The sequence below is a fragment of the Cellulomonas sp. FA1 genome (assembly GCF_000986825.1).
GTDB classification, from domain to species: Bacteria; Actinomycetota; Actinomycetes; order Actinomycetales; family Cellulomonadaceae; genus Cellulomonas; species Cellulomonas iranensis.
The window spans coordinates 667,029-680,034 of sequence record NZ_LBMY01000001.1; the positions used below are offsets into that span (position 1 = coordinate 667,029).

Consider the following 13,006-nt stretch of genomic DNA (forward strand, 5'->3'; position numbering starts at 1 on the left):
GCCCCGGCCGTCGTCGCGTGCCCCACGTCACGGCGCGGGTGCAGGTCGGCACGGCGTGTCGCGCCCGCGGCGGGGGCGGCGCGTGATGTTGTGCGCGGGCGCAGACGCGCATACAGTCGCCGCACTCGAGACGGGGGGAACGTCCGTGAGCACCAACGATGCACTGAGCACGCTGACGACGGGGTCGCAGAAGGGTCGGGCGGCCCTCGTGGCGGTGCTGCCCGTCCGTGACGGGGAGGACCCGTGGACCGACGGGGAGCTCGCGGAGGTCGCCACCGAGCTGACCGCCGACCGCGAACGCCTGACCGCGGAGCTGGCCGAGGCCGACGCCGAGCTCTCCGAGCTCCTGCGCAACTCCGGCGACGGCGCCGGTGACGACCAGGCGGACTCCGGGTCGTCGGCGCTCGAACGCGAGCACGAGCTGACGCTCGTGAACAACACGCGTGACCTGCTGGAGCAGACGACGCACGCGCTCGACCGCCTCGCGGCCGGCACGTTCGGGGTCTGCGAGTCGTGCGGTCAGGCGGTGGGCAAGGCGCGCCTGCAGGCGTTCCCGCGCGCCGTGCTGTGCGTGACGTGCAAGCAGCGCGAGGAGCGGCGCTGACGCGCCCGTAGACTCCTGCGGTGCCCATGACGGACGACGACACCGCCCTGCCCGACGAGCGCCCGGACGGCGACGCCCCGACGGCGGGCGCGACGGCCGCGCCGACGCCCGCCGCTCCCGCGGCGGTGGACCCGGCACGGCGCCGTCGTCTGCTGCGCGTCTTCGGTGCGCTCACCGCGGGTGTCCTGCTGGTCGACCAGCTCACCAAGGTGTGGGCGGTCGCGGCGCTGCGTCCGGGTGAGCGCACGCCGCTGCTCGGTGACCTGTTCGGGCTGCAGCTCGTGCGCAACGACGGCGCCGCGCTGTCGATCGCGAGCGGCATGACGTGGGTGCTGACGCTCGTCGCGGTGGCCGTCGTGGTCGTGATCGTGCGGGTGTCGCGCCGGCTCGGCTCGCCCGGCTGGGCCGTCGCGCTGGGCCTGCTGCTCGGCGGTGCGCTCGGCAACCTCGTCGACCGCATGGTCCGCGAGCCGGGGCCGCTGCACGGGCACGTCATCGACTTCCTCGCGTACTGGCGGCTGTTCATCGGCAACGTCGCAGACATCGCGATCGTGGTGGCGGCGGTCCTCGTCGTGTGGTTGACCGCGCGCGGGGTGCACGTCGACGGCACGCGCGACGGCGCGTCCGACGCGGCCGAGGACGGGGCCGGTGCGGGGGACGCGGGCGACGGGCCCGCCGACGCGGCCGGCCGGCCCGCTGCCGCCGTCGACGACGGTCCGGGCACGGCACGGGGCCGGGACGGTGCCGCGTGAGCGGCGTGCGGTCGCTGCCGGTCCCGGACGGCCTGGCCGGCGAGCGGGTCGACGCGGCCCTCGCGCGGCTGCTCGGGCTCTCGCGCACGCGCGCGGCGGACCTCGCGACGGACGGCGCCGTGCGGGTCGACGGCCGCGCGGTCGCCAAGTCGGACCGGCTGGTCGCGGGCACGTGGCTCGAGGTCGACCTCACCGAGCCCGCACCGGCGACGCCCGTGGTCGTGCCCGAGCCCGTGCCGGGCATGCGGATCGTGCACGACGACGACGACGTCGTGGTCGTCGACAAGCCCGTCGGCGTGGCCGCGCACCCGTCGCCGGGGTGGACGGGGCCGACGGTGGTCGGGGCGCTCGCGGCGGCCGGCTACCGGATCTCGACGTCCGGCTCGGCCGAGCGCCAGGGGATCGTGCACCGCCTCGACGCGGGCACGTCGGGCCTCATGGTCGTGGCGAAGAGCGAGCACGCGTACACGGTGCTCAAGCGCGCGTTCAAGGAGCGCACCGTCGAGAAGGTGTACCACGCGCTCGCGCAGGGCCACCCGTCGCCGACGACCGGCACGATCGACGCACCGATCGGCCGGCACCCGTCGTCGGACTGGAAGTTCGCGGTCGTCGCGGACGGCAAGCCGTCGGTGACGCACTACGAGGTGCTCGAGATGCTGCCGGGCGCGTCGCTCGTCGAGGTGCACCTCGAGACCGGGCGCACGCACCAGATCCGCGTGCACTTCGCGGCGCTGCGGCACAGCCTCGTGGGCGACCTCACGTACGGCGCGGACCCGGCGCTCGCGGCGCGCGTGGGCGTGCAGCGGCAGTGGCTGCACGCCGTCCGGCTGGGGTTCGAGCACCCGGGCACGGGGCAGTGGCTCGAGACGCGCAGCGAGTACCCCGACGACCTCGCGGCGGCGCTCGAGGCGTTGCGGGGCGCGTACTCCTGATCGGCACCCCTGGCCCGGCGGGCCGCGTCGGGGGCGTCGGTGGGGCGACGTAGGATCGCACGCATGGCTGCTGGAGGATCCCCGGACCCGTCCTTCGTCCACCTCCACGTGCACAGCGAGTACTCGATGCTCGACGGTGCCGCCCGCATCGGCGAGATGCTCGACGAGGCCGCGCGCCTCGGGCAGCAGGCGATGGCGATCACCGACCACGGGTACCTGTTCGGGGCGTTCGAGTTCTGGCAGAAGGCCACCGACCGGGGCGTGAAGCCCATCATCGGGGTCGAGGCGTACGTCACGCCGGGCACGAGCCGGTTCGACCAGAACCGCGTGCGGTGGGGCGAGGCGCACCAGGCCGCCGACGACGTGTCGGCGCGCGGCGCGTACACGCACATGACGCTGCTGAGCCGCACCACCGCGGGCATGCACAACCTGTTCCGGATGGGGTCGCTCGCGTCCGTCGAGGGGCAGATGGGCAAGTGGCCTCGCATGGACCGCGAGCTGCTGTCGCGCTACGCCGACGGCCTGATCGCGACCACGGGCTGCCCGTCGGGCGAGGTGCAGACGCGGCTGCGCCTGGGTCACTGGGACGAGGCCGTGCGCGCCGCGGGCGAGCTGCAGGACATCTTCGGCAAGGAGTTCTTCTACGTCGAGGTCATGGACCACGGGCTCGACATCGAGAAGCGCGTCATCAAGGACCTGCTGCGCGTCGCCGAGGCCATCGGGGCGCCGCTGGTCGCGACGAACGACCTGCACTACACGCGCGAGGAGGACGCCCACGCGCACGAGGTGCTGCTCGCCGTCCAGTCCGGGTCGACGCTCGACGAGCCGACCAGCGACAACGGCGGGTCGCGGTTCGCGTTCGGCGGCACGGGCTACTACGTGAAGTCCGCGGCCGAGATGCGCCGCACGTGGGCCGAGCTGCCCGAGGCGTGCGACAACACGCTGCTCATCGCCGAGCAGTGCGACGTGTCGTTCAACACCGGCGCGAACTACATGCCGCGGTTCCCCGTGCCCGCGGGGGAGAACGAGGACTCCTGGTTCGTCAAGGAGGTCCAGAACGGTCTGCTGCGGCGCTACTCCGGCTCGATCCCGGACGCGGTGCAGAAGCAGGCCGACTACGAGGTCGGCGTCATCACGCAGCTCGGGTTCTCCGGCTACTTCCTCGTGGTCGCGGACTTCATCAACTGGGCCAAGGCGCAGGGCATCCGCGTCGGGCCGGGCCGTGGCTCGGCCGCCGGCTCGATGGCGTCGTACGCGATGGGCATCACCGAGCTCGACCCGCTCGAGCACGGCCTGATCTTCGAGCGCTTCCTCAACCCCGAGCGCGTGTCCTGGCCCGACGTCGACGTCGACTTCGACGAGCGTCGGCGCGGCGAGGTCATCCGGTACGTCACCGAGAAGTACGGCGACGACCGGGTCTGCCAGATCGTCACCTACGGCACCATCAAGGCCAAGCAGGCGCTCAAGGACGCGTCGCGCGTGCTGGGCTTCCCGTTCGCGATGGGGGAGAAGCTCACCAAGGCGATGCCGCCGCCCGTCATGGGCAAGGACATCCCGCTGTCGGGCATGTACGACCCCGAGCACCCGCGGTACGCCGAGGCGGACGAGTTCCGCCAGGTCGTCGCGGCGGACCCCGAGGCGCAGCGCGTGCTCGAGACCGCGCGCGGCCTGGAGAACCTCAAGCGGCAGTGGGGCGTGCACGCGGCCGGCGTCATCATGTCGAGCGAGCCGCTGCTCGACATCATCCCGATCATGAAGCGCCCGCAGGACGGCGCGATCATCACGCAGTTCGACCAGCCGGCGTCCGAGGCGCTCGGGCTGATCAAGATGGACTTCCTGGGCCTGCGCAACCTCACGATCCTCGACGACGCGCTCGAGAACATCGTGATGAACGGCAAGGAGCCCATCGCGATCGAGGAGGTCCCCCTCGACGACCGCGCGACGTACGAGCTCCTGGGCCGCGGCGACACCCTGGGCGTGTTCCAGCTCGACGGCGGGCCGATGCGGTCGCTGCTGCGGCAGATGCGCCCCGACAACTTCGAGGACGTCTCGGCCGTCATCGCGCTGTACCGCCCCGGCCCGATGGGCATGAACTCGCACGTGAACTACGCGCTGCGCAAGAACGGGCTGCAGGAGATCGAGCCGATCCACCCCGAGCTCGTCGAGCCGCTCGAGGACGTGGTGGGCGTCACCCACGGCCTGATCGTCTACCAGGAGCAGGTGCAGCGCGCCGCGCAGAAGCTCGCCGGGTACTCGCTCGGCCAGGCCGACCTGCTGCGCCGCGCGATGGGCAAGAAGAAGAAGGAGGTCCTCGACAAGGAGTTCGTGCCCTTCCAGGCGGGCATGCGCGAGCGGGGCTACTCCGACGCGGCGATCCAGGCGGTGTGGGACGTGCTCGTCCCGTTCGCCGGGTACGCGTTCAACAAGGCGCACTCCGCGGCGTACGGCGTCGTGTCGTACTGGACGGCCTACCTCAAGGCGAACTACCCGACCGAGTACATGGCGGGCCTGCTCACGTCGGTGCGCGACGACAAGGACAAGTCGGCGCTGTACCTCGGCGAGTGCCGCCACATGGGCATCACGGTGCTGCCGCCCGACGTCAACTCGTCGTCGGCGAACTTCACGGCCGTGGGCGCCGACATCCGCTTCGGCCTCACCGCGGTCCGCAACGTCGGCGCCAACGTGGTCGACGCGATCGTCGCGGCGCGCGAGGAGAAGGGCGCGTTCACGTCGTTCACCGACTTCCTCGACAAGGTGCCGGCCGTCGTGTGCAACAAGCGGACGATCGAGTCGCTCATCAAGGCGGGCGCCTTCGACTCGCTCGGGCACGCGCGGCGTTCGCTGCTGCTGATCCACGAGCAGGCGGTCGACGCGGTCATCGACGTCAAGCGCAAGGAGGCGACGGGCCAGTTCGACCTGTTCGCCGAGCTGGGCGGCGACGAGGAGACCGGCAGCGGCATCGCCGTGACCATCCCCGACCTGCCCGACTGGGACAAGAAGCAGCGGCTCGCGTTCGAGCGCGAGATGCTCGGCCTGTACGTGTCCGACCACCCGCTGTCGGGTCTCGAGCACGTGCTGTCCGCGCAGGCCGACGTCTCGATCGCGACGCTCAACGCCGACGAGGCGCGCCCCGACGGGTCGACCGTCGTGGTGGCGGGGCTCGTGACGAGCCTGCAGCGCAAGATGTCCAAGCAGGGCAACCCGTGGGCCGCCGTGACGCTCGAGGACATGGAGGGCTCGGTCGAGATCATGTTCTTCGGCGAGACCTACCTCGCCTACTCGACCGTGCTCGCCGAGGACGCGGTGCTCGTGATCCGCGGGCGCGTGCGACGGCGCGACGACCAGATGCAGCTGCAGGCGATGGAGGTGACGATCCCCGACACGTCGGCCGTCGCCGACGCGCCCGTCGTGGTGTCGCTCGCCGAGTCGCGCTGCACGCCGCCCGTCGTCGAGCGGCTGCGCGAGGTGCTGTCGACGCACCCCGGCGTGACCGAGGTGCACCTGCGGCTCACGAGCCCCGGTCGCGCGGTCGTCATGCGCCTCGGCGACGGGTTCCGCGTCGAGCGCTCGCCGTCGCTGTACGGCGACCTCAAGGCGCTGCTCGGGCCGAGCTGCCTCGCGACGCCGGGGCAGGCGACGGTGGGGCTGGCCTCCTAGCGGCGCGCGGGTCCGTGGCGGGTGCGCCGCCGCGGACCTGGCGCCCGCGGACCTGGCACCGCGCCCGCGGCGGAGGGCGCCGTCGGTCGGTGCGCCGCGCTCAGTCCTCGTCGTCGAGCTCGACGACCGCCTGCAGCGGACCGCCCGGCAGGTCGACCTCGACGACGTCCCCGACCTGCAGCTGCCGGCCGCGGCGCGTCTCCGGTTCGCCGTTGACGGTCACGGCGTCGTCGTCGAGCAGCGCGCGGGCGTGCCCGCCGGTCTCGGCGAGCCCGACGAGCTTGAGGAACTGGCCGAGGCGGATGGGGTCGTCGCGCGTGCTCACGCGCCCAGTCTGGCAGGACACGGAGCACGTGCGACGACGGGCCGTGCGGGTCGCGGCCCCGGGGACGGCACCCGGGCGCGAGGTGTGTCGCGGACGGACGGGAGCACGCGCGCCTCGCGGCCTAGAATCCGAGACGTGATCTCCCGCATCGACCTGCGCGGTCGGACCCTGTCGCGTCGTGAGCTGCTCGACGAGCTGCCCCGGGCCGAGCTCGACGTCGAGCACGCCGCGGCGGCCGTCGCGCCGATCCTCGAGCAGGTGCGCGCGCACGGCGCGGCCGCGCTGCGCGACCTGTCCGAGCGCTTCGACGGCGTGCGGCCGGTGCACGTGCGCGTGCCGGCCGAGGTCGTCGCGGCCGCGGTGGACGCGCTCGACCCGCGCGTGCGCGCGGCGCTCGAGGAGACGATCGTGCGGGTGCGTCGCGTGCACGCCGCGCAGCGACCCGCCGACTTCACGGTCGAGGTGGCCCCCGGAGCGCAGGTGCGCCAGCGGTGGCTGCCCGTGCGGCGCGTCGGGCTGTACGTGCCCGGCGGGCTCGCCGTGTACCCGTCGTCGGTGGTCATGAACGTCGTGGCGGCGCAGGAGGCGGGCGTCGAGTCGCTCGCGGTCGTGTCGCCGCCCCAGAAGGACCGCGACGGGTTGCCCGACCCGGTCGTGCTCGCGACGTGCGCGCTGCTCGGCGTCGACGAGGTGTACGCGGTCGGCGGCGCGCAGGCCGTCGCGATGCTCGCGTACGGCGCCGCCGGCTCGGAGGACGTCGACGGCGAGACGCTCTGCGAGCCGGTCGACGTCATCACCGGGCCCGGCAACGTCTACGTCGCGGCGGCCAAGCGCCTCGTGCGCGGTCTCGTCGGGATCGACGCCGAGGCCGGGCCGACCGAGATCGCGGTCCTCGCGGACGGCACGGCCGACGCCGTGCACGTCGCGGCCGACCTCGTGTCGCAGGCCGAGCACGACCCGCTCGCCGCGGCCGTGCTCGTCACGCCGTCGGTCGAGCTCGCGGGCGCGGTCGAGGCCAAGCTCGTCGACCGCGTCGAGGACACCGTGAACCGCGAGCGGGTCGCGACCGCGCTGCGCGGCTCGCAGTCGGCGATCGTGCTCGTCGACGACCTCGAGGCCGGGCTGGCCGTCGTCAACGCGTACGGCGCCGAGCACCTCGAGATCCAGACGGTCGACGCGGCCGCGTGGGCGCAGCGCGTCACGAGCGCCGGTGCGATCTTCGTCGGCCCCTGGTCGCCCGTGTCGCTCGGCGACTACATGGCGGGGTCCAACCACGTGCTGCCCACGGGCGGCTGCGCGCACTTCGCGAGCGGGCTCGGCGTGCACTCGTTCCTGCGCGCCGTCCAGGTGATCGAGTACGACGCCGACGCGCTCGCGGTCGTGGCCGACCGGGTCGTCGCGCTCGCGGACGCCGAAGGCCTGCCCGCGCACGGCGAGGCGGTGCGCGCGCGGTTCTGACGCGCCCACGGCTCGGGCGGTCGCCCGGCGGGGCGCCTCGGGTCAGCCGACGCCGAGCACGAACGGCAGCACCTGCTGCGCGCCCGCGCGCCGCAGCAGACGGCCCGCGACCGTCAGCGTCCACCCCGTGTCGGTGCGGTCGTCCACGAGCAGCACGCGTCGCCCCGCGACCGCGCCGGCCACGTCGGGCGGCAGGTCGAGGTGCCGCAGCACGTCGGCGAGCCGCTGGGCCGAGTTCACGTCGTGCCGCGACGGCGTGCCCGTCGGCACGAGCGCGCCGACGAGCGGCACGCCCAGCAGCCGTGCCGTCCCGGCGGCGAGGTGCTCGACGAGCGCGCCCCGGCTCTCGGACGCCACCGCGACGACCACGTCGACCTGCGGCGCCCACGCGTCGAGCACCGTGCGCACCGGTGGGCGCAGGTTCGCGGGCAGCTCGGCCGGGACCTGCTCGCGCAGCGCCTCGCGCAGCGGACCGCCCCACCCGAGGGCGTCGAGGCGGCCGACCGCGCGCCCCTCCTCGACCTGCTCGTCGGCGGGGATGCGCCCCTTGAGGTCGAGGCCGAGCGACCCGAGCCCCGACGGCCACTGCCGCCGTGCCGTCACGGGCTCGCCCGGCACCGCGAGCAGCTCGCGCGCGTGCTCGACGGCCGACGTGTCCGGAACGGCGCCCACGGCCTCGCCGGTGCAGCGGTCGCACCGGTCGCAGCGCCAGCCGTCGGGCAGGTCCGGGTCGTCGAGCGCGGCCCGCAGGAACGCCATGCGGCAGCCCTCGGTCGCCTGGTAGTCGAGCATCGTGCGCTGCTCGGCGCGCCGTGCCGCCGTGACGCGCGCGTACCGCTCGCCGTCGTACGACCACGGCTGACCGGTCGACTCCCAGCCGCCCCGCACGCGCCGCACGGCGCCGTCGACGTCGAGCACCTTGAGCATGCCCTCGAGGCGGCTGCGCCGCAGGCTCACGAACGTCTCGAGGCCCGCGGTCGACAGCGTGCCGTGCGCGTCGAGCGCCGCGAGCGTCGCGCGCACCTGGTCCTCGGGCGGGAACGCGGTCGAGGCGAACCACTCCCAGATCGCCTGGTCGTCGTGTCCCGGCAGCAGCACCACGTCGGCCCGCTCGGTCGCGCGACCCGCGCGGCCCACCTGCTGGTAGTACGCGATCGGCGACGACGGCGCGCCGACGTGCACGACGAAGCCCAGGTCGGGCTTGTCGTACCCCATGCCGAGCGCCGACGTCGCGACGAGCGCCTTGACCCGGTTGGCGAGCAGGTCGGCCTCGGCCTGCTCGCGCTCGGTCGGGTCGGTCTGCCCGGTGTACGCGCGCACGTCGAGCCCCGCGGCCCGCAGGTGCTCGGTGACCTGCTCGACCGCCGCGATCGTCAGGCAGTAGACGATGCCGGACCCCTGCAGCGCCGGGAGCGTCGCCGCGAGCCAGGCCAGGCGCGTCGCGACGTCGGGCAGCGTGGTCACCTGCAGGCGCAGGCTCGGGCGGTCGAGCGTGCCGCGCAGCACGAGCGCACCCGCGTCGTCGTCGCCGACCGCGAGCTGCTCGGCGACGTCGGCCGTCACGCGCGCGTTCGCGGTCGCCGTCGTCGCGAGCACCGGCACGCCGTGCGGCAGGTCGGCCAGGAGCGTGCGGATGCGGCGGTAGTCGGGGCGGAAGTCGTGCCCCCAGTCCGACACGCAGTGCGCCTCGTCGACCACCACGAGACCGGCGTCGGAGGCGAGCCGCGGCAGCACCTCGTCGCGGAAGCCCGGGTTGTTGAGGCGCTCGGGGGAGACGAGCAGCACGTCGACCTCGCCCGCCGCGATGCGCGCGTGCACGTCGTCCCAGTCCTGCTGGTTCGCCGAGTTCAGCGTCTCGGCTGCGATGCCCGCGCGGCGCGCCGCCTCGACCTGGTTGCGCATGAGCGCGAGCAGCGGCGACACGATGATCGTCGCGCCGCGCGGCGGACCGGCCGCGCCGCGGCGCAGCAGCGCGGTCGCGACGAAGTAGACGGCCGACTTGCCCCACCCCGTGCGCTGCACGACGAGCACGCGACGCCGGTCGGCGACGAGCGCCTCGACGGCCTGCCACTGGTCCTCGTGCAGGCGCGCGTCGGGCCGCCCGACCAGCGCGCGCAGCACGTCCTCGGCCTGCGCGCGCAGCGCGGTGCGGTCGACGGCGGCGGGGTCGGCGTGGGTCGGCATGACCGGCAGCGTACGTGCGTGCACCCACACCGCCCGCTGGGTGGGCGGGGCCGCGGGTGCGCCGCGCACGGTCCCTACACTCGGGGCGTGACCGTCTCGTCCGACCTCCCGCCCGACCCGTCGACCGTCCCCTCGACGGGCGGCGCGGCCGGCGCCCCCGGCGCGGTGCTGCCGCTGCGCCCCGAGCTCGCGGGCCTCGAGCCCTACGGCGCGCCGCAGCTCGACGTGCCCGTGCTGCTCAACGTCAACGAGAACCCGTACGCACCGTCGGAGCAGGTCGTCGCCGACGTCGCCGCGGCCGTCGCGCAGGCCGCGCGCGGGCTCAACCGGTACCCCGACCGCGACTTCGCGGACCTGCGGGCCGACCTCGCCGCGTACCTGCTCGCCGAGTCCGGCGTCGCGCTCACGCCCGCGCAGGTGTGGGCCGCCAACGGCTCGAACGAGATCATGCTGCACGTCCTGCAGGCGTTCGGCGGTCCCGGCCGCACGGCACTGTCGTTCGCGCCCACGTACTCGATGTACCCCGAGTACGCGCGCGACACCTCGACCCGGTGGGTCGTGGGGCGACGCGCGGAGGACTTCACGCTCGACCCCGAGCACGCGCGCGCGACGATCGCCGAGCACGCCCCCAGCGTCGTGCTGCTGGCGAGCCCCAACAACCCCACGGGCACCGCGCTGCCCGCCGCCACCGTGCGCGCGGTCCTCGACGCGGCGGCGCGCGTGCCCGGCGGCTGCGTGGTCGTCGTCGACGAGGCGTACGGCGAGTTCCGGCGTGCCGGCACGCCGTCGGCGCTCGAGCTGCTGGCGGAGCACCCGCACCTCGCGGTGAGCCGCACGATGTCGAAGGCGTTCGGCCTCGCCGGCGCCCGCGTGGGCTACCTGGCGGCCGCGCCCGCGCTCGTCGACGCGCTGCGGGTCGTGCGCCTGCCGTACCACCTGTCGGCCGTGACGCAGGCCGTCGCGCGCGCCGCGCTCGCGCACGCGCCCGAGCTCATGGCGCAGGTCGGCTCGCTGCGCGACGAGCGCGACGCGCTCGTCGCGTGGCTGCGCGGCCGCGGGTTCGAGGCGGCCGACTCGGACGCCAACTTCGTGCTGTTCGGCCGGTTCGACGACCGCGACGCGGTCTGGCAGGGTCTGCTCGACCGGGGCGTGCTCGTGCGCGTCACGGGCCCCGAGGGGTGGCTGCGGGTGTCGGTCGGCACCCCGGCGGAGACGGCGGCGTTCACGGACGCCCTGGTGGAGGTGACGGGACGATGAGCGGGGAGCCCAGCGGGACGGGCCGTCGCACGGCGCGCGTCGAGCGCGGCACGAGCGAGTCGAGCGTCGTGGTCGAGGTCGACCTCGACGGCACGGGACGCACGCAGATCGACACGGGCGTGCCGTTCTACGACCACATGCTCACGGCGCTCGGCAAGCACTCGCTGATCGACCTCACCGTGCGCGCGCAGGGCGACACGCACATCGACGCGCACCACACGGTCGAGGACACCGCGATCGTGCTCGGGCAGGCGCTGCGGCAGGCGCTGGGCGACAAGCGCGGCATCGTGCGCTACGGCGACGCCACGGTGCCGCTCGACGAGGCGCTCGCGCACGCGGTCGTCGACGTCTCAGGCCGGCCGTACTTCGTGCACTCGGGCGAGCCCGAGGGGCAGCAGTACCACCTCATCGGCGGCCACTTCACGGGCTCGCTCACGGCGCACGTGCTTGAGTCGATCGCGCACCACGCGGCGTTCACGGTGCACGTGCGCGTGCTCGCGGGCCGCGACCCGCACCACATCGTCGAGGCGCAGTTCAAGGCGCTCGCGCGCGCGCTGCGCACCGCGGTCGCGCTCGACCCGCGGGTGGACGGCGTGCCGTCCACCAAGGGGGCCCTGTGAGCGGCACGGACGACCTCGACGGCGTCGAGGTCCCCGACGACCTGTCGTCCCTGACGGCCGAGCAGCCGCCGACCGTCGCCGTGGTCGTCACGCAGGTGGCGGTCGCCGACGCGCTCGCGGCGGCGTGCTCGCTCGCCAAGGTCGACGTCGACGCCGTGCCCTCGCCGATCGGCGCGCTCGCGGTGGTCCGCGACCCGACGGCCGGCTCGGAGGCGGCCGGTGCCGTGTCGCGGCTGCTGCGGCAGGTGCCGGTGGTCCTGCTCGAGCGGCGCGAGGGCAAGATCGCCGCGTCGCAGTGGGTCGGCGGTGCGCGCGAGAAGGACCTGCCGGCAGGACTCGTGCTGTCCGGCGCGCCCCCGGTGCTCGAGGACCTGCTGCTCGGCGACGTGCCGGTGGGCGAGCTCGAGGGCGTCGTGACGTCGGTCGGGCTGTCGCGGTGGAAGGCCATGCGCATGCTGGCGGCGCACCGTCGCTGACGCGCCGGCGCCGTACGTCGGCCCGACGTCCGCCCGACGGACGCCCGACGGGCGCCGACCGGGGCGCGGGTAGCCTGTCCGGGTGTCTCCTCGCGTCGTCGTCCTCGACTACGGCTTCGGCAACGTGCGCTCCGCCGTCCGGGCCCTCGCCCGCGTCGGCGCCGACGTCGAGCTGACCGCCGACAAGCAGGCCGCGCTCGAGGCCGACGGGCTCGTGGTCCCCGGCGTCGGCGCGTTCGCGGCCGTCATGGCCGGTCTGCGCGCCGTGGGCGGCGACCAGATCGTCGACCGCCGACTCGCGGGCGGACGTCCCGTGCTCGGCATCTGCGTCGGCATGCAGGTGATGTTCGGCGAGGGCGTCGAGCACGGCGTGCGCACCGACGGCCTGGGCGAGTGGCCCGGCGTCGTCGACCGCCTCGAGGCCGACGTCGTGCCCCACATGGGCTGGGCGACGGTCGACGCCCCCGTGGGCTCGGTGCTGTTCGACGGGCTCGCCGACGAGCGCTTCTACTTCGTGCACTCCTACGCGGCGCGCACCTTCCCGCTGCACGACGCGCCGGCCGCAGGCGAGCACCCGCTCCCGCCGCCGCTCGTCACGTGGTCCGACCACGGCGGGCGCTTCGTCGCCGCGGTCGAGAACGGGCCGTTGTCGGCCACCCAGTTCCACCCCGAGAAGTCCGGCGACGCCGGCGCGCAGCTGCTGTCCCACTGGGTCGGCTCGCTGCGCTGAGCACCGCCCGC

Annotated in this window: 11 protein-coding genes; 9 read left to right on the forward strand and 2 right to left on the reverse strand. The window is 74.5% G+C overall.

All coding sequences use genetic code 11. The features are described 5' to 3' along the window. Nucleotides 1–145 precede the first annotated feature (145 nt). The 4 genes from GY42_RS02935 to dnaE all read left to right on the forward strand — a co-directional run bounded on the left by GY42_RS02935 (nucleotide 146) and on the right by dnaE (nucleotide 5,945). A complete protein-coding gene (locus tag GY42_RS02935) occupies nucleotides 146–604 on the forward strand; it encodes a TraR/DksA family transcriptional regulator (RefSeq protein ID WP_370297454.1) in 459 nt (152 codons plus the stop codon). Nucleotides 605–630: 26 nt separating this feature from the next. Next, complete coding sequence (gene lspA / locus GY42_RS02940) at nucleotides 631–1,356, forward strand: signal peptidase II (protein ID WP_152667379.1); 726 nt, start codon at nucleotides 631–633, stop codon at nucleotides 1,354–1,356. Next, nucleotides 1,353–2,288 (forward strand): RluA family pseudouridine synthase, encoded by a 936-nt coding sequence (locus tag GY42_RS02945; protein ID WP_046528190.1) that lies wholly within the window; start codon nucleotides 1,353–1,355, stop codon nucleotides 2,286–2,288. Before lspA ends, GY42_RS02945 begins: the two co-directional genes overlap by 4 nt. A gap of 63 nt (nucleotides 2,289–2,351) precedes the next feature. Then, nucleotides 2,352–5,945, forward strand: a complete 3,594-nt coding sequence (gene dnaE, locus GY42_RS02950) for a DNA polymerase III subunit alpha (protein ID WP_046528191.1) — start codon at nucleotides 2,352–2,354, stop codon at nucleotides 5,943–5,945. A 100-nt stretch (nucleotides 5,946–6,045) separates the two neighbouring features. On the opposite strand, the gene GY42_RS02955 is transcribed toward dnaE, so the two are convergent. Next, nucleotides 6,046–6,270, reverse strand: coding sequence for an RNA-binding S4 domain-containing protein (locus tag GY42_RS02955; RefSeq protein ID WP_046528192.1), 225 nt, complete (start codon nucleotides 6,268–6,270; stop codon nucleotides 6,046–6,048). A gap of 135 nt (nucleotides 6,271–6,405) precedes the next feature. Here GY42_RS02955 and hisD point away from each other — a divergent pair, with 135 nt between their 5' ends. After that, entirely contained in the window at nucleotides 6,406–7,728 is a 1,323-nt protein-coding gene (gene hisD, locus GY42_RS02960) for a histidinol dehydrogenase (protein ID WP_046528193.1), read from the forward strand. A gap of 42 nt (nucleotides 7,729–7,770) precedes the next feature. Here the strand turns inward: hisD and GY42_RS02965 are convergent, their stop codons facing one another. Beyond that, nucleotides 7,771–9,912, reverse strand: coding sequence for a RecQ family ATP-dependent DNA helicase (locus GY42_RS02965; RefSeq protein ID WP_046528194.1), 2,142 nt, complete (start codon nucleotides 9,910–9,912; stop codon nucleotides 7,771–7,773). A gap of 165 nt (nucleotides 9,913–10,077) precedes the next feature. Here GY42_RS02965 and GY42_RS02970 point away from each other — a divergent pair, with 165 nt between their 5' ends. The 4 genes from GY42_RS02970 (at nucleotide 10,078) to hisH (ending at nucleotide 12,995) form a co-directional block, all read left to right on the forward strand. Next, entirely contained in the window at nucleotides 10,078–11,169 is a 1,092-nt protein-coding gene (locus tag GY42_RS02970) for a histidinol-phosphate transaminase (protein ID WP_046530473.1), read from the forward strand. Further along, nucleotides 11,166–11,789 carry an imidazoleglycerol-phosphate dehydratase HisB gene (gene hisB / locus GY42_RS02975; RefSeq protein WP_046528195.1) on the forward strand — a complete coding sequence of 208 codons (624 nt, stop codon included), beginning with the start codon at nucleotides 11,166–11,168 and terminating at the stop codon, nucleotides 11,787–11,789. The genes GY42_RS02970 and hisB overlap by 4 nt, the downstream gene beginning before the upstream one ends. Continuing rightward, nucleotides 11,786–12,265 carry a hypothetical protein gene (locus tag GY42_RS02980; RefSeq protein ID WP_046528196.1) on the forward strand — a complete coding sequence of 160 codons (480 nt, stop codon included), beginning with the start codon at nucleotides 11,786–11,788 and terminating at the stop codon, nucleotides 12,263–12,265. Before hisB ends, GY42_RS02980 begins: the two co-directional genes overlap by 4 nt. 82 nt (nucleotides 12,266–12,347) lie before the next feature. Beyond that, on the forward strand, nucleotides 12,348–12,995 hold the full coding sequence (hisH, locus tag GY42_RS02985) for an imidazole glycerol phosphate synthase subunit HisH (RefSeq protein WP_046528197.1): 648 nt from the start codon (nucleotides 12,348–12,350) through the stop codon (nucleotides 12,993–12,995). The last annotated feature ends 11 nt before the right edge of the window (nucleotides 12,996–13,006 follow it).